Source organism: Arcticibacter sp. MXS-1, from assembly GCF_041902385.1.
GTDB lineage: Bacteria > Bacteroidota > Bacteroidia > Sphingobacteriales > Sphingobacteriaceae > Arcticibacter.
Genome location: NZ_CP169244.1, coordinates 954,934 through 980,562 on the forward strand (window position 1 = coordinate 954,934; position 25,629 = coordinate 980,562).

Here is a 25,629-nt window from a genome sequence, read left to right on the forward strand (position 1 = left end):
GTAGTGTACATTACCGTCATCGCTTTAGAAGCACCTAAACCGCTATTACCGGTGCTCCTGCTCCAGGAAATAGCTCATATTTTCTTTCGTCACGATATCGAGTGAGAGGTATTTATATTGTGGTACATCCTTACGGAAGACGAGATGATCGGCCAGCTGATGCACACTCCAGTAGCCCTGGCCCCTTGGATGCTGGTTAATAACAAAGGAGATGAGCCCCCTGTTGATAAAATAAATATTCCTGGGGATCAAATCGTAGCCGACCACCTTGATATGCTCTATTCCTCTGTCTTCGAGATACGCTGCAATTTCATACCCTTTGGAAGTGGTGACAAAAATACTCCGCAGGTCCGGCGTACTTTGGAGGATCACATCAAGCTGACGGATAAATGCCAGGTAGTCGCGGCGCTTTAATTCTACTCTCTTGACAGTATAACGATCCGCCAGTCCGTTATCATCAAAATAATCTTTAAAGCCCTGCTCCTTCCTCATCAGGTGCGTAGAATTGCCAAGATCTTCATCAATGTGAGCTAAAAGCACAGAACAGGGATGGGGCTGCCCGTAATGTACCAGACTTGCTGCCAGGCGTCCGCTCTGATAGGAATCCTGGCCAATATAGCTTAAGGGATCAAAGTCTTTGACTTCAGTATTAAACACGATGACGGGAATGCCCGCATCATGCCACCGCTTGAGGTACGGGATGGCCTCCTTATAAAAAACGGGAGCCAGAATAACCCCGTCAGGCATGCTATCTGATACCTGCTCGGCCTTCTCGACAAAAGAATCAGCACGATCGAGCATGAACAGGTATTGCCGCACGCTGAGCCCATATTGCGCCAGCTCCTTTTCGGCGCTGTCTATACCGAGCTTGGGATCATACCAATAGGGATCAGAAGTATAATCAGGAATCAACGCCGCTATAGAAAACTTCTTGTTTGAGCCCAATGCGCGGGCTTCATAATTCGGCCGGTAATTCAGCTCTTCCACAATAGCGAGGATCTTCTGTCTTACTTCTTCCGCTACCTTTCCCCGGTTGTGCAAGACCCGGTCAACGGTTCCTGCAGAAACTCCCGCTTTTTCGGCTATGTCTTTAATTCGGACTATTTTATTCTTCATAACATCGCACAATCTACCGGCAAACCTAACACTATTTCAAAAGAAAAATCAAAGGCTGGCGCACAAATAAGGATTAAAGCTTCGCTTGTCTTATCTTCGCAGCGATGAGAAAATATAGTCTCCTGTTGTGCGCCTGCTTAGTCCTTGCCGGCTTTCATTCGAGGGCGCAGCGCAAACTGATTGAAAAGTTCCTTTCAGAACATTCTGATACCACACGCAACACCAGCATTATCGTCCTCCCTGCGGCTGCTTACGCCCAGGAAACAGGCCTTGAATTCGGAGGGCTCTCCATCGCCTCTTTCTACCTGGATAAAAATGACACGCTTACACGAACGTCTACGATCAACACGATCCTGACCTTCACTACCAAAAAGCAGTCAAACTTTGCTTTCAAGCCCGACATCTGGACGTCAGGGAACCGGTATCACTACTCGGCCATCCTGCGATACAAAAACTTCCCCTTTAACTTCTACGGAGTTGGAGACGAGACACAGCTTGCAAATGAAGACAAGATCACGCAGAAACTTTTTGTCCTGACGGCGGAAGCAGAAAAACTTATATCCCGCCGGATATACGTCGGAATAAACGGAGGCTACGAGCACTATAAATACAAGGACAAGGAGCCCGGAGGCGTCTATGAGCAAAGCGACCTTACCAGCAGAGATGGAGGAAGTGTGCTTTTTGCCGGACTTTCGTTCATTTTTGACAGCCGGAACACCAACACCTATACTACAAAAGGGTCGTATATTAAGCTAAGCGGATCCTATGCCCCAGGCATCGCAGGAGCAGACGACTTCAAAGGAGGCCTCTTCAATGCAGACTTACGACACTTTATGAGCTTCACCCCCAAACTAACCGGCGGAATTAACCTGACCTACCAGGGAATACAGGGAACAAGGCTCCCTTTCTTTCTTCTGCCTCAGCTTGGGAACGATCAGGTCATGCGTGGCTACTATACGGGAAGATACAGAGATCAGAACCTCCTGACCGGGCACGTGGAGATAAGGTACCGCTTTATGACACGCTTTGGTATTGCTGGTTTTACAGGCACAGGAACGGTGTTCCGGAACAACGAGTTTAGCTGGAACAAGCTGAAACCGAACTATGGTGGCGGCCTCCGGTATTTTGCTGTTCCATCAAGAGGCCTGACTATGAGAGCCGATTACGCGGTCGGAGAAAAAAGGCCAGGAGAAAAAAGACAATCAGGATTTTACCTCGCACTGGCCGAGGCATTTTAATTTCGCCTAAAAGCGCACCTTAAAGTGCTCCTTTGCCTGCCCTTTGCGGAAGAACACCAGGCCAATCCAAAAAAGGTCAATGGTAACCGTTACATCAGGATGAGCCTTTATATCCTCCCAGGCCTCTTCCATGCCTTTACTCCAGTAGATATCGTCAAATATCATCATGCCTTCATCCTTCATATGGGGAAGGGCCCAGTGGAAGTAGTTAAGAGTAGCTTCTTTCCGGTGGTTGCCATCGACAAAGATCAGGTCAGCAGTCTGCTGCCCGGCAAGCACGCGCGGAAACACCTCATCAAAATTTCCGGTAAGCACTGACACCCGGTCCAGATCTAGCCTGGCAAGGTTTTCTGCTGCTACTTTAGCCGTCTCGGGGCAACCCTCTATGCTGATTACCCGCGCATCAGGAGCAGCTTTGGCCAGATAGGCAGTAGTTAAGCCGAGGCAGGTACCAAGCTCTATAATATTATGCGGCTTAAGATCGTTAGTAAGTCTGTGAATTAGTTTGGCAAGAGCAGGAGGTTTCAGAGCACTTTTTGCCAGTTGACGGACTTCTTTGCGCTTGTTGTTGTTTACATGAGAGCCTGCGCCAAGATCAGTGATGGAGATCAGCCGGCGGTCTGAGAGAAGCTCGCTGCGCAGCTGTTCAATATCGTTGTACTCTGACCTATGATTGAAGTCGTAGATAACTTCATCTATTAACCGGTAAACAAAAGGTGAATGCACCCCGTGGCGGGTCTTGGCAATGAGCCGGTGCTTAATGAATGATTTCAGCAGCTGAAAATTGAACATGAGGTTGCAAACTTAGATAAATTCATTCAGTTTCTCGCAAGAAGACGGATTTGAGACAGGAGAACAGCTCGCAGGCTGGCTAAAAAACGAAATATTAAAAAAGATTGTTAATTTAACAGTGCAACGGCAATCAACGGCCACAAACATCTACATGAAGATCGTCAGCGCGGGCTACATAGCTGACGCAACAAGGCATTTGCTTAATATGGACCATAAGGAAATAGATTCGCTTATAAAATTACTTGATGACCCCGACAAGGAAATAGCTCATCACGTTGAGAACAGGCTCTTGTCATACGGCAACGAGGTAATAGAACATCTTGAAAATGCCTGGGAACAATCGTTCGACAGCCTGCTGCAGGAGCGTCTGGAGAATCTGATTCACAAGATCCAGTTTAACGAAGTGAAGCAGGAATTACAGTTCTGGTACACCAGAGGATCTTTTGATCTGCTTCAGGGGGCCATTATTGTAAACCGGTATCAGTATCCGGACCTTGATACTCAAAAGATCATCAACCAGGTTGAAGACATTAAGCGCGAAGTATGGCTGCAGATGCTGTATGACATGAGCGCAATTGAAAAGGTAAAGCTGATCAATCATGTATTTTATAATGTCTTTGGATTTTCGGGCAACACCACCAATCACCAGGACCCTCAGAACTCCTATATCAGTCAGGTTTTAGAGAGCAAAAAGGGAAACCAGATATCGCTTGCCCTCATTTACTCCGTTATAGCCCAGAAGCTCGACATTCCGGTTTACGGAGTAAATCTTCCCCAGCACTTCATCCTGGCTTACGTAGATGAAGCCAAAGAATATGCTCCCGAAGAACAGGTCCTTTTTTACATCAACGCCTTTAACAAAGGCTTTATCTTTGGGAAAAGGGATATCGATGCCTTTCTCAGGCAACTGAATTTAAACCCGGAAGAACAGTTTTACGAACCCTGCTCTAATACCGATATCATCAGAAGGATCCTCAGGAACCTTTCGTCTTCCTACCAGAAACTGGGGCAGGAACACAAGGTCAAAGAGATCGGCGAACTGCTTGAGGTCATCAGTCCCGACATTCCCAATATAGAAGAGGGTGCCTGATAAGCAGACACTCCCCTTCTCTATTTAGAATTCCATCAGATAAGCCTTAAGAAAGTCATTTAACTCCCCGTCGAGCACTCCCTGGGCGTTGGAGGTTTCGTAGTTGGTACGCAGGTCCTTCACCAGCTTGTAAGGGTGCAGGACATAGTTCCTGATCTGCGATCCCCACTCAATTTTCTTCTTGGAGCCTTCTATTGCGGCACTTGTTTCCATCCGCTTCCTGAGTTCGATCTCGTACAACTGCGACTTGAGCAGTCGGATGGCGTTTTCCTTGTTCTGAAGCTGCGAGCGCGACTCCTGATTTTTTATTATAATTCCTGAAGGCTTGTGATAGAGCCTCACGGCAGTTTCTACCTTGTTCACATTCTGCCCGCCGGCGCCTCCTGAACGAAATGTTTCGAATTCAATGTCGGCAGGATTTATCTCGATCTCGATCGAGTCGTCCACCAGCGGATAGACATAAACGGAGGCAAAGGACGTGTGCCGGCGCGCATTTGAATCGAAAGGAGAAATTCGGACCAGGCGGTGAACGCCGTTCTCGCCCTTGAGGTAGCCGTAGGCAAATTCACCTTCGATCTGCAGGGTCACCTGCTTCACTCCGGCTACTTCTCCCTCCTGAAAGTCCTGCTCGGTCACCTTGTACCCATTCTTCTCGCCCCACATGATATACATCCGCATGAGCATACCAGCCCAGTCACAGCTTTCAGTTCCGCCAGCCCCGGCTGTGATCTGCAAAACTGCGTTTAACTGATCCTCTTCCGAGCTGAGCATATTCTTGAACTCGAGTTCCTCGAGCTTTTGCAGCGCCACCGAATACTGCTCCTTAAGGTCTGCTTCAGCAGCATCACCTGCCTGAAAGAAATCGAGCATCACGGCAGCATCGTCTATGGCCGCCTCGACAGCAATAATTCCCTCCGTCCATACTTTCTTTGATTTAATGGAATGGAGCACTTTCTCAGCCGCCTTCGGGTCGTCCCAGAAGGTTGGCGTTAACGTTAATTCCTCTTCCTGATGTAACTCATCTAACTTCCGGTCGACGTCAAAGATGCCTCCTCAGGGAAGCTGCTCTATCCCTCATGTCCTGTAGTTGTTCTCTGGTCATAAGGGCAAAGGTAATAAAATAGCTACGCATTGCCGCAGAGAGCCCCCCGGGGGAAATAAATTTCCCATACAGGAAAAGGAGTTTTATCTTCGCTAAAAATTAAACTACTACTATGCTTCCTAAAATAAATTTCACTGAAACTAAATCATACCAATATCTTGCTGATCACTTCGTTGAGATCAGCCAAAAGCATCTGCGCGACCTGTTTAAGGACGACCCGGACAGATACGAGAAATTCTCAATCAGGTTCAATGATATCCTGCTCGACTACTCCAAGAACCGCATTGATGAAACCACCCTCGCCTTGCTGATCCAGCTGGCAAATGAGTGCGGTCTTAAAGACGCGATCGAAGCGATGTTCACAGGAGAGGCAATTAACGAAACGGAAGGAAGGGCGGTGCTTCATACTGCGCTGAGAAATCAATGGAACGAGCCCGTGAAGGTTGATGGCGAAGACGTGATGCCGCAGGTAAACGGCGTGCTGCGCAAGATAGAGGAATTTACCAATTCAGTTATTTCAGGGGAGTGGAAAGGCTACACAGGCCGCACAATTACCGACATCGTCAACATAGGTATCGGCGGCTCAGACCTTGGCCCCGTTATGGTGACAGAGGCGCTCAAGGCATACAAAAACCACCTCAACCTCCACTTTGTATCGAATGTTGACGGCACGCATATCACCGAAACATTAAAGAAAGTCAAGGCCGAGTCTACACTTTTCCTCATTGCCTCCAAAACATTCACCACGCAGGAAACGATGGCAAATGCGCATACTGCCAGAAACTGGTTCCTGCAGGAGGGCGCATCAGATGCAGACGTTGCCAAGCATTTCGTGGCTCTTTCTACCAACGAAAAGGCCGTAGGGGCATTCGGGATTGACACCAATAATATGTTTGAATTCTGGGACTGGGTTGGCGGAAGATATTCGCTGTGGAGCGCAATAGGAACTTCAATAGCTCTGGGCATCGGCTTCGACAATTTCAAACTGCTGCTTTCAGGCGCCCATGCGATGGACAGACACTTCCGCGAAACTGAATTCAGTCAGAACATACCCGTAACATTAGCCCTTCTGGGCATCTGGTATAACAACTTCTTTGAAGCAGAAAGCCACGCCATATTACCTTACGATCAGTATATGCACCGATTTGCTGCTTATTTCCAGCAGGGAGACATGGAAAGCAACGGCAAGTATATAGACCGGAACGGAGAAGCCGTTGCTTACCAAACAGGACCCGTAATCTGGGGTGAGCCCGGCACCAACGGACAACACGCTTTCTACCAGCTGATTCACCAGGGAACCAAGCTGATACCTGCCGACTTTATAGCCCCGGCACAGTCGCATAACCCGGTGGGTGCTCACCACACCTTACTTCTGTCTAACTTCTTTGCGCAGACGGAGGCGCTTATGAACGGCAAAACATACGAAGAAGTAGTGGCAGAACTAAAAGATGCAGGCAAGTCTGACGAAGAGATCGGGAAACTCGCACCGTTCAAGGTCTTTGAAGGAAACCGCCCTACTAACTCTATACTCGTTAAAAAGATCACTCCTGAAACGCTGGGCTCTCTCATTGCCATGTATGAGCACAAGATCTTCGTACAGGGTATTATCTGGAACATCTTCAGTTTTGACCAGTGGGGAGTTGAATTAGGGAAGCAGCTGGCATCAAAGATACTTCCTGAGCTGCAGACAAAGGATAAGATCACCGGTCATGATTCATCCACCAACGGACTGATCAATCAGTATAAAGAATGGAAATAATTGAGCTGGTTAATCCGGCCTGAATTGTATCGCCCTGCTGAATTCCATAAGGGAACCCGGCAGGGCGATATTGTTTTATTTCTGAACCTTAATTTCGAACAACTTACGCCACTTCTTGCCGGTAACAAATAGCCTTCTTCCCCTGGCGTCCCATGCAATGCCATTTAAAACATCTTCATTCTGCTCACGTTGCCCTTCGGGATAGAGATTGGTAAGATCAAGCTTCCCCTCTACCTCTCCCGTATCGGGATTGATGATAACAATAATGTTCTTCTGCCATATATTCGCGTAGATCTTGCCATCAATAAGCTCCAGTTCGTTGAGCGAGTCCACGGGGCCCTTATCGTCATAAACTTCTATTCCGCCTTCTTTCTGGTAAGTATCTTTATTCAGGAAATAAATATTATTGGTCCCGTCCGTATTCAGGATGCGTTTACCGTCAAAGGCCAGCCCCCAGCCTTCCCTTCCCGCCTGGTAAGGGAACTCGGAAAGTTTCTTGAAGGAGCTCTTGTCGTAGACGAAGCCTGTGCCCTCCCGGTACGTGATCTGAATGATCTTGTCACCGACCACAGTAAGGCCTTCTCCGAAATACTTGTCATCCAGATCAGCCTTCTGAACCACCTTGCCTGTCGTGAGGTCAACCTTTCGTAATGAAGACTCACCATAAAGCCCTGCGCTCTCATATAAATATCCGTCGTGATACTCAAGCCCCTCAGTGAAGGAGGTGGTATCGTGAGGGAAGGAGTTGACTACAGAATAGTTATAGGGAACAGGTGCCCGCCCCGACAGCAACACCACGTTTGTAGTAACCTCCTTATAGTTGCCGCCCTCGTATATCCTTGCAGTAAGCACTTTAATACCCAGAGGAAGGTCAGCAGTGGGAACATTAACTGCTGCAGTATCTTTTCTTGAACCTACAACCGTTGTATCGAGCAGGTAACTTACAGAATCAAAGCTGACCCCAGAAGCATCGAGTTTGAGTGTTAACGGAGTTCCGCGCTTCACCGAGCTCCCTTCTTCAGGAGAAAGGAAATACGCTGCATTTTGCCTGGTCTTACAGGCTGAGAGCCATAGCGCGCAGAGGACAATAACGAACAAGACTTTTTTCATTCTTAAATATTTCATTACGAGAGTTAGGACGGAGACGAAGTAACAAAAATGCGGAAACAAAGCAAAAACAAATAAAGCAGAGTTTAGTTGGATAGCAGATTAGCACATACCTGAGACTTGGCTATCCCCAGAAAGCGTCCTCAATATGACGAATGGTGTATCTGCCTTTCACATCAAAGAGCACCGACAGAATATCGAATCTGATCTCACCCTGATAGTTGTGATGATAAATATAGCCCTCAGCGGCCCACTGCAACCTCCTCTGTTTGGAAGATGACACAAATTCCTCGGGCTGTCCAAAGTCGGTTGATGTCCTTGTTTTTACCTCGGCAAAGACAAGGAACTGTTCACTGCGTGCAATGATATCTACCTCCGCCTTTCCGTAAAACCAGTTTCTGTGGAGAATCCGGTAGCCTTTATTTAGGAGGAACTCAGCGGCGATCTGTTCCCCTCTTTGCCCCAGTTGGTTGTGCTCAGCCATCTACTTAACAATTACAGAACCGAGAAAGGCCGAAATTCCCTTTTCTACTTCCTTCACACGCAGGTATCGCTGCATCAGGATCGCCTGATTGTCCTCATCTTTCTCCTGCTGAATTTCGTCCATAATAGACTTGAGTATACGTTCCACCTTCCTCTTTTTCAGGTGAAATATACCACCGAGGACCGTTGCCCTCATATTTTCAGTCTCATTCCTCACGTAGATCTTCCTCTTGGCAAACCAGTTTTCACTCAAAACATAAGGAGATGAAAAGACAGATACAGCCAGTTCAGCGATCTTTTGATCCTGACTTTGAATAAATTCCTGCGCCGTGGGCAGTTCACCCATCTCCATGCGGCGACTGTACTCATCGATCACCAACTTACAGGTTGGGTCATCGAAGGTCACGTCGGCGAGGTTAGAGATAATGTAGGGAGCAATATAGGTATCCGTAATGCCGTCCCAATGGACCAGCTCGTGACCGTAATTCAGGAGGAGCCGCACAATCTCGCGTTCCTGATGTTCATCCGAATCTTTAACAACGCTGCCTGCCGCCGGTCCTGCACCGGTCTCCTCAGGATACATGAGGTCAGGAGGAGGCAAGGGCTCGGGCACGTCCTGCCGCGCATCCTGCCGCATTTCCTTCCTGCTTCCCTTTCCCATCCGCAGCTTATTCAGCTCGGCAATCAGAATACGTTCCTCAATCTGCATCAGAGCGCTGCACTCTCTCACAAATACAGAAGCTTTAATGCTGTCGGGAATTTTTGCTATGCTTTCAACCACGTCGTGGATCACCCCTGCCCGCCTGATCGGGTCATTCCCCGCGTCTTTCAGCAGCGTGGTGGTCTTGAACAGGATGAAGTCCTGCTGATTCTTTTCAATGTAGGTTCTGAATGCACTGCTCCCGATCTTATGAACATATGAATCAGGATCGTGGCCATCCGGAAAAAGGACCACTTTAACATTCAGGCCCTCCTCCAGTATCATATCAAGCCCCCGAAGCGAGGCTTTTATACCGGCAGCGTCGCCATCATAGAGGATCGTCACATTCTTGGTAAAGCGGCCTATGAGCCTCACCTGCTCGGTGGTAAGTGATGTACCTGAAGAAGCGACGACGTTTTCTATGCCCGCCTGATGAACAGAAAGGACATCAGCATAGCCTTCAACCAGGTAACAGTTGTCATGCTCACGGATCGCCTTCTTGGCGAAATACAGGCCGTAGAGGACGTTCGACTTGTGATAGATCTCGCTTTCGGGAGAGTTGACGTATTTGGGAACTGATTTATCCGTCTTGAGCGTGCGCCCTCCGAAGCCAATGACCCTTCCCGTGAAACTGTGTATCGGAAACATTACGCGGGCCCTGAACCGATCGTACAGCTTCCCCTTATCATTCCGTATGGCCAGCCCCGTTTCCTCAAGAAAGCTCTCTTTAAATCCTTCTGACACCGCTTTCTGGATAAGTGCGTCCCAGGATTCGACCGAGTATCCAAGCTCAAATTTCTTCAGGATATCATCCCTGAAGCCTCTCTCGCGAAAGTAGCTCAGTCCGATAGTCTTCCCCTCATCGGTCTCCCACATCGTTTCACTGAAAAACCTGGCAGCCCTGGCCGAGATGACGTATAAGCTCTCACGCCTGCTGTCAGCCTCACGCTGTTCAGGCGACTGCTCAATCTCCTCGATCTCAATCTGATACTTATTTGCCAGATATTTCAGTGCCTCCGGATAGGAGTATTTCTCGTGGTCCATGATGAACCGTACCGAGTCCCCTCCTTTCCCGCAGCCGAAACACTTATAAATACCTTTTGCCGGCGATACGTGAAATGATGGCGTCTTCTCGTTATGAAAGGGACAGAGACCGATCATACTCGTACCCCTCCGCTTCAGGTCTACAAAGTCGCCGACGACTTCCTCAATCCGGGAAGCTTCCAATATCCTGTCAACCGTCTCTTTTCCTATCATAAGATGTATGAATAGAGGTTTACTCCTACTTTTTGTACCCTTTATGGATGATCAGGAAACTAGCCCGCTCCTCCTTCTTAAAGGGCACATCCCAGTTGCCCTGGTAACTGACTTTAGTGGGAAGTAACGTTTCACCATCATCAAAATAGCCCATTTCGATGTTCATCTTCACATCAAAATCAAACGCAAGATTGTCGTACTTCATGTCGACCGATCTGCCCATGATCTGAAGTGTTCTCTTATCAAAGATAGTGTTTAACTCTTTGATCATAATGCCATCCTTTGTCCAGGAGGACAGATCGGGCTTCATTTTTACACGGAAGGTATATACGGGGATCGAGTCAAGATAGGTGCCGCTAAAAAAGGAATAGTCATAATACTGGCGCATCTCTGCACTAAAGATCTGGGTTTTACTGCCGATAAACGGAATGCCTTTAACCGGCCTCCCGGGGCTGAAAAGCAAGGTCTTTAATTTATCCTTATACGATTCGTTACTGGTTCCCTTCCCGCGCCCGACGGGCTCGCTCTTAGAAAACCCCGAGTTATAGGCATTAAGGAAAATATAATCGAACATTTCTACCGTATAAAGCTGATACTTGCCGTTCTTTTTAAAGACCTTGCCACTATCCTGCCGCGCAAGGAACTGCATTTTATTAGCACCGCTGTTGTTATGCTTTATCTTCCGGTAGATCTTTCCTTCAACGCGGTTTTTCTTATCGTAGGTATAAACGTGATTCTCGGCTATAAAAGAGTATTTTTTCATTTGCCGGAAAGCCTCATAAAAGCTTGTATCGCTCACGATCTTATTAATAAAAGTCTGCACGTTGATCCTCGAACCTTTGATACTAACGGCAGAGTCGAGCCTGATGGTAAGAACCGTATCGGGGTTCAGCCGTTGCCCCACCTGTCCCTTTACCCATGTAAAGATGCTCAGGAACAGCCCAAGAAGTAAGAAATTCTTTTTCATTCACATGAAATCAACAAGGCAGAGACGGTCATAGCATCTCTGTCTGTGTTTTAAGGATCGGGCGCTAATTGCCTAGCCTCTTTAGTGCAATATAAGCCATCAGGCCGGGCCCTATAGCGAGCGCCTCCTCATCTATATCAAACGTAGAGGTATGAACAGAAGACGTGATCCCGCGTTCTTCATTCCTGATACCGAGGCGGTAGAAGCAGGAATCCGTTACCTGCGAATAATATGCAAAGTCCTCTGCAGCCATCCAGATGTCAAGATCCAAGACATTTTCAACTCCAAGGTACTCTTCGGCGAAGGCTCGCACCTGAGCGGTAAGCTTTTCTTCGTTGACCAGAAAAGGATAACCGTTCATAATTGTGAATTCACAACTCCCGCCCATGCTTTCCGCTATCCCCTCGGCCATCTTTTTCATCCTCACATGCGCCTCTGCCCGCCATTTCTCGTCGAGTGTTCTGAACGTACCTTCCAGATGTACCTCCTCGGGTATTACGTTTGTCGCACCGTTGGCAATCACCTTTCCAAATGAAAGTACCGTCGGAAGGCGGGGGTCAGCAATACGGCTCACCACCTGCTGAAGGGCGACAATGATATGAGCAGTGATCACTACGGGGTCGATGTTCTGATGGGGCTGGGCGCCATGTCCGCCTTTCCCCCGCACCGTAACATACAGCTCGTCGGTGGATGCCATATACTTGCCCGAGCGGATTCCTATCTTTCCGGCAGGGATCAGAGGCATCACGTGCTGCCCGATCACCGCCGAAGGCTTTGGATTCTCGAGTACTCCCTCCTTAATCATGATGCTGGCGCCGCCGGGCAGCTTCTCTTCCGCCGGCTGAAAAATCAGCTTCACTGTACCGCCAAACTCCCCCGGAGCGACTGAAGGATAGCGGCAGTACCAAGGAGGGAAGAGGTATGGGCGTCGTGTCCGCAGGCATGCATAACGCCCGGCTTTTGCGACTTGTAAGGAACCTCATTCGTCTCGTTGATGGGAAGAGCATCCATATCTGCCCGAAGTGCAAGCACCTCGTCAGAAGGCTTATCCCCTTTGATGAGAGCGACAACACCGGTATCCGCCATCGCTTCCCACTGAATGTTCAACTCATCCAGGCGGGACTTAATGTAGGCTGAAGTTTCATACTCCTGAAATGAAAGCTCAGGGTTTGAATGCAGAAAACGGCGATGAGTGACCACATCGCCGTGTATTTTCCCGGATAGCTCCCGGATCTTATCTTTTAACATGTTTTTATTCTAAACCTGCTCCGTGACAATTCTTATATTTCTTACCACTACCGCAAGGACAAGGGTCGTTCCTCCCGATCTTATTCTCGTGACGCACGGGCATCTGCTTCTGCACCTCCCGCGTATCCTCAACCGGAACTCCGCTTCCATCACCTGATACTGAGGCAAGCTGTGGCTTCGATACCTTCAGCTTCGACAGGTCCTGCTTGGGCTGCGGTCTCGCCTCACGTACTTCCTCCGACTGCTGCACCGGTATACCGCCCTTGAAAAGGAAGCTCACAATATCTTTGTTCACCGATACCAGCATCTGCTTAAACAAATTGAACGCTTCCATTTTGTAGATCACCAGCGGATCTTTCTGTTCGTAAACGGCGTTCTGTACAGACTGCTTTAACTCATCCATCTCCCGTAAGTGCTCTTTCCACGCATCGTCTATCAGCGCCAGAACTACTGTCTTTTCAAATGCCCTAAACACTTCGCGTCCTTCTGTATCTACAGACTTCTTTAAGTTTGCAGCTACCTGAATTCCACGCACACCGTCGGTAAAAGGAACGATTATATTCTCAATGAACTCTCCGCGCTCGCTATACACCTGCTTCAAAACTGGCAGAGCCTGCTCGGCTATAGCTTCCGTTTTGCGGGCATAGTAGCTTGTTACTTTTTCAAATACTATGTCAACAAGACTGGAGAGCGATGTGTCAGAAAATGTCTTTTCGTCAATCTCAGAATCAACAGAGAATACTCTGATCAGCTCCAGCTGGAAGCCCTCGTAATTGCCCGTCTCTTTATATTCGGTCACGACGTCCTCTACAGTATCATAGAAAGTGTTATTGAGATCCACTTCCAGACGTTCCCCGTATAGGGCATTACGACGTTTTGCATATACCACCGTACGCTGAGAGTTCATCACGTCATCATACTCAAGAAGACGTTTACGGATGCCATAGTTATTCTCTTCCACCTTTCTTTGAGCACGCTCGATAGAACGGGTGATCATCGAATGCTGGATCACCTCGCCCTCCTCAATACCCATTCTGAGCATGATATTGGCGATACGTTCTGAGCCAAACAAACGCATCAGATTGTCTTCCAGAGAAACGAAGAACTGAGAGGAACCAGGGTCTCCCTGACGACCGGCACGACCTCTGAGCTGACGGTCTACACGCCGCGATTCGTGGCGCTCTGTACCAACAATGGCCAGACCTCCTGCCTCCTTCACGCCCGGGCCAAGCTTAATGTCGGTACCACGACCAGCCATGTTAGTGGCAATAGTCACTGTTCCCGCCTGGCCTGCTTCCGCTACGATGTCTGCCTCTTTCTGGTGAAGTTTCGCATTCAGTACATTATGTTTTACCCCGCGAAGCTTAAGCATGCGGCTAAGCAATTCGGATATTTCGACTGATGTAGTACCCACAAGTACCGGCCGGCCAGCCTGGGTCAGCTCAGTGATCTCGTCTACAACTGCATTATACTTCTCGCGCATGGTACGGTATACCTTATCCTCCATATCCTTACGCTGAGTAGGTACGTTGGTTGGAATTTCTACCACGTCCAGCTTGTAGATCTGCCAAAGCTCTCCGGCTTCGGTCACCGCAGTTCCCGTCATCCCGGCAAGCTTATGATACATCCTGAAGTAATTCTGCAAAGTAATAGTAGCATAAGTCTGTGTGGCATCCTCCACCTTCACGTTTTCCTTCGCTTCGATGGCCTGGTGCAAGCCGTCAGAATAACGGCGGCCCTCCATAATACGGCCTGTTTGCTCGTCTACAATCTTTACCTTACCCTCATCAATGATATACTCAATGTCTCTTTCGAATAACGTGTAGGCTTTCAGCAGCTGATTAACAGAGTGAATACGTTCTGACTTCACCGAGAAGTCGCGCATCAGCTCATCTTTCCTTGCAATCTTTTCCTCGTTCGACAGGGTCGACTTTTCGATGTCTGCTATTTCGGTACCCACATCAGGCATCACGAAAAAGTTCTGATCCTCTCCCGATGCAGTGATCAGCTCAATTCCTTTCTCAGTCAGCTCCACCTGATTGTTCTTCTCATCAATCACGAAAAACAACTCAGCATCAGCCTTCGGCATCTCCTTGGCCTGATCCTGCAGGTAATAGTTCTCACTCTTCAAAAGGATCTGCTTGATACCCGGCTCACTCAGGAATTTGATCAAAGCCTTATTCTTTGGCAAACCGCGATGAGCCCTGAGGAGAGCAAGACCGCCCTCTGTAGGACCCGGCTTCCCTTCCTTGATGAGCTTCTTAGCCTCATTCAGGACGTTCGTCACGTAGTTCTTCTGAACATTCACCAGGCGTTCAATACGCGGCTTCAAGTCATAAAACTCGTGCTCATCGCCTTTCGGTATTGGCCCGGAAATGATGAGTGGCGTACGGGCATCGTCAATAAGCACGGAGTCCACCTCATCCACCATTGCAAAGTGTAGCTTTCTTTGTACCTGATTCTCCGGAGCAAGCGTCATGTTATCACGCAGATAATCAAACCCGAACTCGTTATTGGTACCAAAGGTTATATCGGCCAGGTAAGCGTTTCGTCTTGCTTCTGAATTAGGCTGGTGCTTATCGATACAGTCGACCGTCAGTCCGTGGAACTCAAAGAGAGGACCGTTCCACTCCGAGTCACGACGGGCAAGATAGTCGTTCACAGTCACGATGTGTACTCCCTGCCCTGCAAGTGCGTTGAGATAGGCTGGTAATGTTCCAACCAGGGTCTTACCTTCCCCCGTAGCCATTTCGGAAATCTTACCCTGATGGAGCACGATACCGCCAATCAGCTGAACATCGTAATGCACCATGTTCCAGGTAACCTCATTGCCTGCAGCGGTCCATGTATTATGATGGATGGCCTTGTCTCCCTGAATGATGACGTTATTTTTGCGTGCAGCGAGGTCACGGTCGAACTGTGTAGCTGTTACTTCAATCGTCTTATTTTCAGTAAAACGTCTCGCAGTTTCTTTTACCACCGCAAATGCTTCAGGTAAAATATCCATCAGGACCTTCTCCAGCTCCTTATCCCTCTCCTTACCCAGTTTATCAACAGAATCATATAGCTCTGTCTTTTCTGCCACTGACAGCTCCGCAGCGTCAGCCTTCGTCTTTAACTCACTTATCTCTGCATCAATCTCGGCAAGCCTTTCCTTTATCTTCGCCTTAAAGCCAAGGGTTTTTTCCCTAAGCGCGTCGTTACTTAAAGCCGAAAGCTTCGCATATTCTGCTTTGATCTGCTCTACAATCGGCTGAATTTGCTTTATATCTCGTTCAGACTTGCTTCCGAATAATTTACTTAAAAATCCTAACATCGTTTAATTACTAATTCCAATGGTGCGCAATAACTACACCAGCCGCGCTCAAGGAGACACTTTGGCATAGAAACTTTCAAAATTAGTAAATTAAACATAGATTTTCCCGTCTTCGTTACAAATACATGCACGTGATCACCATCCCGGCCTCCGTGCACAAGCCCTTTATCTTTCTGCTTTCGTGTCTCAGGTTTAAGCTTATCTTTGCTTTACATTTAAAGCTGTGGCAAAAATGGCCAGGGGCAAACCATAACTTGCTAAGAAACAAGCCATGCCACTAAAAAACAAGTCACTCTGATGAAAATTCTTTTACTTGGCTCCGGGGGAAGAGAAAGCGCCTTCGCCTGGAAAATTTCTCAAAGTCCGCTATGTACCGAATTATTTATTGCCCCGGGCAATGCTGGAACCGATGCATACGGCACCAATGTCAACATTCAGGTCACTGATTTTCATGGGATAAAGACCTTCGTATTGGAGAACTCGATCTCCCTTGTTGTAGTCGGGCCGGAAGAACCGCTGGTTAAGGGCATACATGATTATTTTCTCAGTGACGAGCACCTTAAAGACATTCCTGTTATTGGGCCGAACCAGGAAGGTGCGCAGCTTGAGGGCAGCAAAAACTTCTCCAAGGCCTTCATGAGAAGGCATTACATCCCTACCGCAGCATCCGCTTCCTTCACCAAACACTCCTTAAACGACGGACTTGCATACCTGGAAACGCATAAAGTCCCGGTAGTACTAAAGGCCGACGGCCTGGCAGCAGGTAAAGGAGTATTGATATGCCAGACAGTAGAAGAAGCACAGGCAGAACTTATTGAGATGCTCGACGGTAAGTTTGGAGAAGCCAGCAGCACGGTTGTAATTGAAGAGTTCCTTGAAGGCATCGAACTGTCGGTCTTCGTTCTTACCGACGGACATTCCTATAAGATCCTGCCGGAAGCAAAGGATTACAAACGGGTAGGCGAAGGAGACACTGGCCTGAACACCGGTGGTATGGGCTCTATATCACCCGTCCCGTTTGCCGATTCGGTCTTTATGCAAAAAGTTGAAAACGACATCATCAAGCCAACAATAGGCGGGTTGAAGATCGATAAAATTCATTACAAGGGCTTTATTTTTATTGGATTGATGAACGTAAAAGGAGAACCTTTTGTAATTGAATACAACGTACGCATGGGCGATCCGGAAACAGAAAGTGTCATTCCAAGGATAGAAAGCGACTTTGTCGACCTTTTACTGGGTGTAGCCAATGAAAATCTTCACGAAAAAGAGCTGGTCATTTCAAACAAGACTGCCGCTACAGTTATGCTGGTCTCAAGCGGGTACCCCGGACAGTATATGAAAGACAAGGTGATAACAGGGCTTGAAAACCTAAGAGGCTCGCATGTATTTCACGCCGGCACTACCCTCCATGAAGGACAGGTGAGAACAGCCGGGGGCAGAGTACTTGCCGTGACCGCTCTGGGCGATACCATGTTCGATGCTGTACAGCAGGCCGTAGCCGATGCCGGACGAGTATATTACGACGGCCGGTATTTCCGCGCTGACATCGGCTTCGACTTACTCTGATCAGCAGAATGAGGGCCAGGCAGAGGGCCGTTTTCCTCTCCCCGCGCCTATTAATTTAGATATAAAAAGCAGCTGGGTGAATTCTTCATCGAATTATCGAAAAGAATTCAGCCAGCTGCTTTTCTCGTCTTTAGCCCGCTTCAGCAGGCATTCATCGAACCTCCATGCAACTATCGCGTTCTAAAGCCTGCAGGATATGCGGGACTTCCGCCGATCCTGCTGATTTCAGCCCCGTTAGTGGAGTATCTCCGCCAGCTTACTATCGAGTTCCTCTCCCCGAAGGTCTGTAGCGATGATCTTGCCCTGAGGATCGATCAAAAAGTTTTTTGGGATGGATTGGATACCATATTTTACAGCTACCTCATTCTGCCAGAATTTCAGGTCCGAAACATGGGTCCATGTTAAACCATCATCTTTTATAGCCTTCAGCCAGGCATCTTTCCCGTTCTGGCGATCGAGCGACACGCCTAAAACCGTAAAGTTTTTGTCTTTGTATTTATTATAAGCCTTTACAACATTAGGGTTCTCCTGACGGCAAGGGCCGCACCACGATGCCCAAAAGTCCAGAAGGACATATTTTCCGCGGAAGTCAGAAAGTTTCACAGCCTTTCCCGAGGGATCATTCTGTGTGAAATCCATCGCAAGGCTTCCAACAGCAACGCGCTTTTGGGACTCCAATTGCGAGAGCAGAGGCTGCAGGGAAGGGCTTTCCTTTAAATTATCCGAAAGCATACTAATCATGCTTTCAGCCAGCACCGGGTCTTTTGAGTTGGCTGCCAGGCTCTTCACCGCATCCAAACTTACATAGCTCCCCGGATTTTCCCTGATAAAGGATTGAAGAACCTGATTCTGTTCGTCCATCAAAGCCTCGTAGCGCTTACCCATGCCCTCCATATATTCTCTTGACTGGCGCTTCTCGGGAGATGCCGCTCTGACTTCATTACCCAGGGCAATCATCTTTCCCTCAACAGCTTTCAACTGCCCTTTCAGCTTTTTATCTTCCTCGTTCACCTTCCCCGTCACTGCTGCTTTTGAAAGCGAATCAGAGGCTGAGACCACCAGATCTCCCTTTTCCAGGAACAATCTTAACCCGTCGGGCCTGCTCGTCATGCTTTTCAGGCCTTTGCCGGTAACGTCCAGAATTAGTACTGCCGGTACAGGCTCTGCAACCGTTCCTTTAAAAGAAAACTGACCATTTGCAAGTACGGCAGAGTCGGTGATTGTGTTTTCATCCGCCCCGGCATGGATTAAAAAAACCTTGGAAGGAGCGTTATAGTTATTTACTTTACCCTTAAGAGTATAGGCTCCTCCCTGGGCAAATAAACACCCCGGAATAGCTGCCAGCCCTAACAATACAATTCTTTTCATTCTGTAAATATATAAGCAAAAACGAGAATTCCTCTATTTTAGTACCCGCAGCTCAAACCAGGAAACAAGGAGTCATGCGAATAACCGCAGGGATTTGTATTTTTACAGGATGAGCTTATATAGTGTGAAAACCGCCCCCATTTCCTTTATTTTATTTCTTATTTCACTTATGGCGCAAGCTCAGGCTCCCCACTACCGCGTCGAAAATGCCCGTTACGTGCTGACTGCGGAAGGGGCGTCTCACTTCGCACGTCTGCCGCTTAAATGCATGCAGCAGGAATTTCCGTATAAAACCGGCGTTACCTTTCCCGACAGTTCTCTCCTTGGGCCTCCCCGCAGCTATCACCCTGCTTTTTACGGATGCTTTGACTGGCACTCCAGCGTACACGGTCATTGGATGCTGGTAAGATTGCTGAAGCTGTTCCCCGCCCTTCCTGAGGCAGCTGAAATAAAAAGAAAATTAGCAGAAAACCTGAGTGCAGACAATATTCTGCAGGAATTGAAGATCTTTCAATCAAAAGAAAATAAAGGCTTTGAACGAACATACGGCTGGGCCTGGCTGCTTCAGCTGCAGAATGAACTGCTTAGCTGGAACGATCCGCTGGGCAAGCAGCTGTCCGCTAATGTAGCACCTTTAGCAGCGAAAATATCCGGTATGTATCAGGAGTACCTTCCCAAGATGGTCTACCCGGTAAGGGTGGGTGAACATTCCAACCTGGCATTCGGCCTGCGACTGGCCTGGGACTATTCCCTTAACGCGCGGGATCCGAAACTTCAGGCCGTGATCCGCGAAACTGCCTTAAAGTTCTACGGGAATGACAAGAATGCACCGATCGCCTGGGAACCGGGAGGATCAGACTTCCTGAGCCCCAGCCTGGAAGAAGCCGACCTGATGTGGAGGATCCTCCCTGCCGCACAGTACCAGGAGTGGATTATGCGCTTCCTCCCCGTACTATTTCAGCCTAATATCGATCTCGCTCCGGGAGAGGTAAAGGACAGGACAGACGGGAAACTGGTTCACCTTGACGGGCTGAACCTTAGCCGCGCCTGGGATCTGTATGGAATAGCAAGGCACTGCAATAAAAATAAGGCTGCTTTGATGAACCTCGCCAACAAGCACCTGCGGGCAGCCCTGCCTAACGTGGCAAGCGGCGACTATATGGGAGAACACTGGCTGGCATCATTCGCCGTATACGCCCTGACCATGCAATAGTCTGAAGGGACAGATTTACAGCCAGCTAATGCTGCTCTTCTTCTTTTTCCCGGGGAGCAAAGATATAGTGGACTTTACCTCCTGACAGAAGCAGCGCCGCGTCAAACACTTTACCCGCCTGCGATTTGAAACCCTTTATTACGTCTGTTTTCCCTTTTTGCACCAGGGTCATGATCTGTTCATCAGTGAGCGTCTTTCCCGACATGGTGCGCCAGATCACGAAGTTGCAGCCCGACTGAAAGCGACTGCAGCCCACAGCCTTGTCTCTGAAGCGGAGCGCACCCTTCAGGCAATGAGGGCATACTACGTCCCCCTCCTGCAAAGGCTCATCCTCTTCCTGCAGATTCAGATCTTTCCCGGCTTTTAACAGCTCCGACGTGATCGTCCTGGTATACTCCCTGATCTCGTTCTTAAAGTCCGAGACCGATGCGCCCGTTCTGATCTCTTCCAGCCGCTTCTCCCACAGTCCCGTAAGTTCTGCCTGGGCGATACGCTTGTCCTTCACCAGTTCATAAACTGCCAGGCCTTTGTCGGTTGGAAGAAGAAGCTTCTTCTCACGCTTGATATAGTCGCGGGTAATTAAGGTTTCAATGATGGCGGCACGTGTAGCCGGAGTACCCAGGCCCGAGTTCTTCATGGCCTGGCGCAGCTCTTCATCTTCTATTTCCTTTCCCGAGGTCTCCATGGCCTTCAGCAGACTGGCCTCATTATACAAAGCCTTTGGCTTGGTCTGCTTTTCCAGAAGTTCCTTCTTCTCTACCGGCAGTCGTTCATCCTGCTTCACCTTCGGCAGGGTAGCATTATCTTCCTCCTCCTTTTCATCATCCTTCTGGTTGAACACGGAGCGCCAGCCGGGCGACTGAATAACGGTGCCATTTGCCACGAACAGGGCACCCGACTCAATGGTAATTTTAGTGATCTCCTTTTTACATTCCTGATGAAAGGCTTCCAGCATCCTGCCGGCGATGAGGTCGTACACGGCCTGTAATTCAGCGGAAAGAGGCCCGGGTATATTTTCAGTGGGAAGCAAGGCGTGGTGATCCGTCACCTTCGCTGCGTTTACGCTGCGCTTATTGAGCTTTGCCGTTTTCAGAGCAGCTGCTTGTTTGCCGAACAGAGGATGAGAAGTCAAATTTCCGATAAGCTCCGGAATAGTGGCGAGTACATCCTCGCCAATGTAGCGGCTTCCCGTTCTCGGATACGTGATGAGCTTTGACTCGTAGAGCGTCTGCGCCAGGCCTAGGGTTTGCTCCGCCGTGTAACCTTTTCGTTTGTTCGCTTCTTGCTGCAAGCTGCTGAGGTCATGCAATAGCGGGGGCTGCTCCTTCCTTGGCTTCACTTCCACTTTCTGCACCAGTCCCCCTGCAGTCTCTCCGGAGGCAACATCCTTCACCTCATCGAGCACCTTTTCTGCCGACTCCTTATCCTTGAAACTCTTGACAGACAAAGCCCTGAAGGGCATACCGTCTTTAGTCAGGTGAATAGCTACCTGATAATATATTTCAGGCTTGAAGTTCTTGTTCTCCAGATAACGGGAACATATCATGGCGAGCGTGGGAGTTTGCACGCGCCCCAGAGAGAGCACCCCCCGGTTTCCCGCTGCTATCGTCAGAGCCTGCGTTGCATTGAGCCCCACAATCCAGTCAGACTCAGAACGGCATTGTGCTGAGAAGAACAAAGTATCGTATTCTGTCCCGGGCTTGAGGTTGCGGAAGCCATTTTTGATAGCCTCATCAGTCTGCGAGGAGATCCATAAACGCTTAAAGGGCTTCCGGCATTTAAGGTGATAATAGATATAACGGAATATCAGTTCTCCTTCCCTCCCCGCATCCGTAGCCACGATGATCTCGGTAGCCTCGTCAAACAGTTGTTTGATCACATTCAGTTGTTTCACCACGCCCGGATCGTCTACCATTCCATCGGCGGTCTTCTGCTGTCTCACCGCCAGTTTAAACCGCTCAGGCAGCATGGGCAGATTCTGGGCGCGCCAACCTTTAAATCCATAAGCTTCGGGTGGCGCCAGCTGAATCAAATGACCGAATGCCCAGGTAAAAGAGTATCCGGGCCCTTCAATATATCCGTCCTTCCGCACCGTCTTTCCAAAAACCTTTGCCAGATCACGCGCCACAGAAGGCTTTTCCGCAATAACAACTTTCATATTGATCTGCGAAAATACGGATTTAATCGCCCACGCTTCCTATCGAAATTTCCACCCTGCCCGTTCCCGGCACCCTCTTTATTCCTCATCCTCCCTGATCACCGGCGGCATCAGCTTGTAAACCACAGGGGTTACCACCCGCGACAGCAGGGTAGAACTGATGAGTCCTCCTATCATCACAATTGCAAGCGGTGAGATAAGGGGATTGCTCGACCACGCAATAGGCAAAAGGCCTCCTATTGCGGTGAGTGACGTCAGGATGATGGGCAGAAACCTTATCTCTCCGGCCTTCTCAATTGCCTCGTTCAGAGCCATGCCTTCCCGGCGAAGCTGGTTGGTAAAGTCGACCAGCAAAATCGTGTTTTTCACTTCAATCCCAGCCAAGGCCACAATTCCCACTGTAGCAACAAAGGAAAGCGTATGGCCGGTAACCAGCAATGCCAGAACAGCCCCTACAATTCCCAGAGGAATAACCGAGAGAACGATCAGCGTGCTCTTAAAGGTCTTGAATTCGAGCACAAGCACAGCGATGAACAGGAATACAGTGATCAGAATAATGGTTCCGAAGCCGCCGAACGACTCCTGTGTGGTCTCCACTTCACCGCCCATCTCGTAGTGATAGCCCGCCGGAAGTTTCATCTGATCCATCTTCGATATAACATCCTGGATCACCCGATCGTTCTGGAATCCTTTCTGCACGAAACTGTTCACCGAAACCGTTCTTTCCTTGTTGATATGGTTAATATTGGAAGGAGAAGACTCCAGTCGCAACGAAGCCAGCTGACTCAGGGGGACGGAGCCGCCCCGCACGTTATTCACGTAAATCCCCTCGAAAACAGAGAGATCAGGATAGGAAGGCCTTGGGATGCTCATCCTGAGAACGTAGTCGTCATCATCTGTTGCCGGATCTGAATAAATACCAAGGTCAACACCTGCCAGGGCCATTCGCACGGTGCGGTCAATATTAACAGCCGGAACGCCAAGAGCAAGCGCCTTTTGCCGGTTGATGTCCACACGTATATCGGTCTTATTGTTTCTTACAGGGTTATTCACGTAAATTGCACCCTCCGTCTTTTTCAGAAGTGCCTCAACGCGGCCGGCAAGCATCTGAAGGGTGTCCAGGTTATCACCAAAAAGCCGTACTTCTACAGGCGATATCATCGGTATTCCCTGCTCAAAATCCTTAACTTCCACTTTCGCGCCCGGATAGGGAGTCCAGGCGTGACGCAGCTCGGTAATGATTTCAGCTTTCCTGTCAGCACGGACATCCGGCTGCAGTTGTACAAAGATCTCGGCAAGATCACTGCGCTCGTTTTGCTGGATCACATTATAATAGATCCTCGGATTTCCCTTGCCCACATTTGATGAAAAGTACCGCACCTCGGGCATGCTCTTCAGCTTTTGCTCAGTCTGCCGCGTGATGCTGTCGGTGTAGTAAATATTCGATTGAAGGGGCGACGAGATATCGATGAGAAACTGAGGTTTCTCGGACGAAGGAAACAGGCTGAATCCTATCACAGGAATAAGTGCAAGCGAGGCGCAAAAGATAACCACAGCTATAGCAACGGTGTGCCAGGGCTTCTTCAAGGCCTTATCCAGCATAACGGCATACGTACCGTGGATCACCTTCTGAAAAGCTCGTAATACAGCGTTGCCATTTGGATCCTCGTGAGGTTTTAGCAATCTGCTGGCAAGAAAGGGCACAACGGTCAGCGCGATGAGCATAGACGCCAGCACTGAGCTGATGACCGCCGTTGGAAGACTTCGGATGAAGTCGCCTGAAGCCTCCGGCATAAACATTAAGGGCATAAAGGCGATCACAAGCGTCGCCGTGCATCCCACAACAGCCATCGCAATCTGCCGCGTTGCCTTGATAGAGGCCTCCAGCCGCGAATGCCCTTCCCGCATCCACCTTTCAATATTCTCTATCACCACAATGCTGTCGTCAACAAGCAGTCCGAGTGCCACAACAAAGCCTACTATACTCAGCTGGTTGAGGCTGTACCCCAGAAAATGCACAAGCACCACACCAATGGAAAGCGAGAGAGGAATGGCGATCATGACCACCACCGATGCCCGCTGTCCCAGAGGCAGCAGGGTAAACAACACCAGGAGCACAGCAATAGCAAAGTCGATACCAAGGCCCTTCAGGCGATGATTGACATTATCAGCCTGATCGAAATTTACAACCAGATCGATATTAGCCGGCATATTCTTCTTAAACTTTTCAATAACGGGCAGGTATTTCTCCTGAGTGGTGCTTATATTTTCACCTTCTTTCTGGGCAGCAGTCACGAACAGGCAGCGATGCCCGTTCAGACGCGTAAGATGCGTTTCGGGAGCAAAGTCGGGGTAAACCGAGGCCACATCCTGCAGCAGGATATTCTTTCCGCCACTGCTGCCCACGATGGTATTCCTGATCTGATCGATACTCTGATAGTTGCCGCTTGTCTTCACGCTGAATGCCTTACCACCTGCAACAATGCTGCCCCCGGGGATATTCCCGGCCTCACTCTGCACGGCCTGCATGACAGCAGAAACCGGAATATGCAGCAGCTGCAGCTTATCAGGCTGCACATCGATCCTTACCAGCTGCTGCGGCAGGCCATGGATCCTGACATCTTTTAGTGATTTGATCTTTTCAAGCTCATCCTGCAAGTCTTCGGCACACTTCTTCAGCCGGGTACGCGAAGCGTTCTCAGAGATCATGGCAATCTGAAGCACATTCACGCCTGAAGGCTCCACCTTCTGTACATCAATGCTATAAATATCCTGCGGCAGCTGGGCCCTCATCGCACCGATCTCTCTGATCAGTTCCTGGTACTTATCCTCTACGTTACTGCCGTGCCGGTACTCCACATTCAGTACTGCCAGTCCGTTCAGAATGTTCGTCTTGATCCGCTTGATGTTATCAAGGCCGTAGAGCTTCGACTCAAGAGGCTTCACCACAAGCTGCTCCATGTCTTTCGGACTCGTCCCCGGATAGATCACCACCACCGGATACTGCGGCGTTTTCATATCCGGATCCTCAGCCCTTGGCATGGTGAGTAGTGTGCTCACACCTACTGCCACCACCATGAGCACCATGATGAGGGTGAACTGGTAGTTTTTTATTGCATATTTAGAGATATCCATAGCGCCCTCCC

Annotated in this window: 16 protein-coding genes and 1 pseudogene; 5 read left to right on the plus strand and 12 right to left on the minus strand. The window is 49.0% G+C overall.

Annotated features, from left to right (window positions below):
• Nucleotides 1-45: 45 nt before the first annotated feature.
• Nucleotides 46-1,116 (minus strand): LacI family DNA-binding transcriptional regulator, encoded by a 1,071-nt coding sequence (locus tag ACES2C_RS03970; RefSeq protein WP_374165712.1) that lies wholly within the window; start codon nucleotides 1,114-1,116, stop codon nucleotides 46-48.
• Between the two features lie 104 nt (nucleotides 1,117-1,220).
• Here ACES2C_RS03970 and ACES2C_RS03975 point away from each other — a divergent pair, with 104 nt between their 5' ends.
• Nucleotides 1,221-2,354, plus strand: coding sequence for a polymerase (locus tag ACES2C_RS03975; RefSeq protein ID WP_374165713.1), 1,134 nt, complete (start codon nucleotides 1,221-1,223; stop codon nucleotides 2,352-2,354).
• 6 nt (nucleotides 2,355-2,360) lie between these two features.
• Here the strand turns inward: ACES2C_RS03975 and ACES2C_RS03980 are convergent, their stop codons facing one another.
• Entirely contained in the window at nucleotides 2,361-3,146 is a 786-nt protein-coding gene (locus ACES2C_RS03980; protein WP_374165714.1) for an O-methyltransferase, read from the minus strand.
• Nucleotides 3,147-3,351: 205 nt separating this feature from the next.
• Between ACES2C_RS03980 and ACES2C_RS03985 the strand changes: the two genes are divergently transcribed.
• Nucleotides 3,352-4,236 (plus strand): transglutaminase-like domain-containing protein, encoded by an 885-nt coding sequence (locus ACES2C_RS03985; protein WP_374166903.1) that lies wholly within the window; start codon nucleotides 3,352-3,354, stop codon nucleotides 4,234-4,236.
• A gap of 24 nt (nucleotides 4,237-4,260) precedes the next feature.
• On the opposite strand, the gene prfB is transcribed toward ACES2C_RS03985, so the two are convergent.
• Nucleotides 4,261-5,338 (minus strand): peptide chain release factor 2 gene (prfB, locus tag ACES2C_RS03990; protein WP_374165715.1). Its coding sequence is split into 2 segments (ribosomal slippage): nucleotides 4,261-5,277 and nucleotides 5,279-5,338, totalling 1,077 coding nucleotides; the frame shifts between segments, so codons are not numbered across the junction.
• A gap of 112 nt (nucleotides 5,339-5,450) precedes the next feature.
• Here prfB and pgi point away from each other — a divergent pair.
• On the plus strand, nucleotides 5,451-7,097 hold the full coding sequence (gene pgi / locus ACES2C_RS03995) for a glucose-6-phosphate isomerase (RefSeq protein WP_374165716.1): 1,647 nt from the start codon (nucleotides 5,451-5,453) through the stop codon (nucleotides 7,095-7,097).
• A gap of 75 nt (nucleotides 7,098-7,172) precedes the next feature.
• On the opposite strand, the gene ACES2C_RS04000 is transcribed toward pgi, so the two are convergent.
• The 6 genes and pseudogenes from ACES2C_RS04000 to secA all read right to left on the minus strand — a co-directional run bounded on the left by ACES2C_RS04000 (nucleotide 7,173) and on the right by secA (nucleotide 16,175).
• A complete protein-coding gene (locus tag ACES2C_RS04000) occupies nucleotides 7,173-8,207 on the minus strand; it encodes a glutaminyl-peptide cyclotransferase (RefSeq protein WP_374165717.1) in 1,035 nt (344 codons plus the stop codon).
• A gap of 121 nt (nucleotides 8,208-8,328) precedes the next feature.
• Nucleotides 8,329-8,688: a YraN family protein gene (locus ACES2C_RS04005; protein ID WP_374165718.1), complete on the minus strand. Its 360-nt coding sequence runs from the start codon at nucleotides 8,686-8,688 to the stop codon at nucleotides 8,329-8,331.
• Nucleotides 8,689-10,644, minus strand: a complete 1,956-nt coding sequence (gene dnaG, locus ACES2C_RS04010) for a DNA primase (protein WP_374165719.1) — start codon at nucleotides 10,642-10,644, stop codon at nucleotides 8,689-8,691.
• Between the two features lie 25 nt (nucleotides 10,645-10,669).
• Entirely contained in the window at nucleotides 10,670-11,611 is a 942-nt protein-coding gene (locus ACES2C_RS04015) for a hypothetical protein (protein WP_374165720.1), read from the minus strand.
• 64 nt (nucleotides 11,612-11,675) lie between these two features.
• Nucleotides 11,676-12,859, minus strand: a pseudogene (locus ACES2C_RS04020) (M20 family metallopeptidase).
• 4 nt (nucleotides 12,860-12,863) lie between these two features.
• Nucleotides 12,864-16,175 (minus strand): preprotein translocase subunit SecA, encoded by a 3,312-nt coding sequence (gene secA, locus ACES2C_RS04025; protein WP_374165721.1) that lies wholly within the window; start codon nucleotides 16,173-16,175, stop codon nucleotides 12,864-12,866.
• A 297-nt stretch (nucleotides 16,176-16,472) separates the two neighbouring features.
• Between secA and purD the strand changes: the two genes are divergently transcribed.
• Nucleotides 16,473-17,744, plus strand: coding sequence for a phosphoribosylamine--glycine ligase (purD, locus tag ACES2C_RS04030; protein WP_374165722.1), 1,272 nt, complete (start codon nucleotides 16,473-16,475; stop codon nucleotides 17,742-17,744).
• A gap of 234 nt (nucleotides 17,745-17,978) precedes the next feature.
• Here purD and ACES2C_RS04035 read toward each other — a convergent pair whose 3' ends face one another.
• On the minus strand, nucleotides 17,979-19,112 hold the full coding sequence (locus tag ACES2C_RS04035; protein ID WP_374165723.1) for a redoxin domain-containing protein: 1,134 nt from the start codon (nucleotides 19,110-19,112) through the stop codon (nucleotides 17,979-17,981).
• A gap of 109 nt (nucleotides 19,113-19,221) precedes the next feature.
• On the opposite strand from ACES2C_RS04035, the gene ACES2C_RS04040 reads away from it, so the two are divergent.
• Nucleotides 19,222-20,325: a DUF2891 domain-containing protein gene (locus tag ACES2C_RS04040; RefSeq protein ID WP_374165724.1), complete on the plus strand. Its 1,104-nt coding sequence runs from the start codon at nucleotides 19,222-19,224 to the stop codon at nucleotides 20,323-20,325.
• Nucleotides 20,326-20,350: 25 nt separating this feature from the next.
• On the opposite strand, the gene ACES2C_RS04045 is transcribed toward ACES2C_RS04040, so the two are convergent.
• Nucleotides 20,351-22,483 carry a DNA topoisomerase 3 gene (locus ACES2C_RS04045; protein ID WP_374165725.1) on the minus strand — a complete coding sequence of 711 codons (2,133 nt, stop codon included), beginning with the start codon at nucleotides 22,481-22,483 and terminating at the stop codon, nucleotides 20,351-20,353.
• A gap of 78 nt (nucleotides 22,484-22,561) precedes the next feature.
• Nucleotides 22,562-25,618 (minus strand): efflux RND transporter permease subunit, encoded by a 3,057-nt coding sequence (locus tag ACES2C_RS04050; protein WP_374165726.1) that lies wholly within the window; start codon nucleotides 25,616-25,618, stop codon nucleotides 22,562-22,564.
• Nucleotides 25,619-25,629 lie beyond the last annotated feature (11 nt).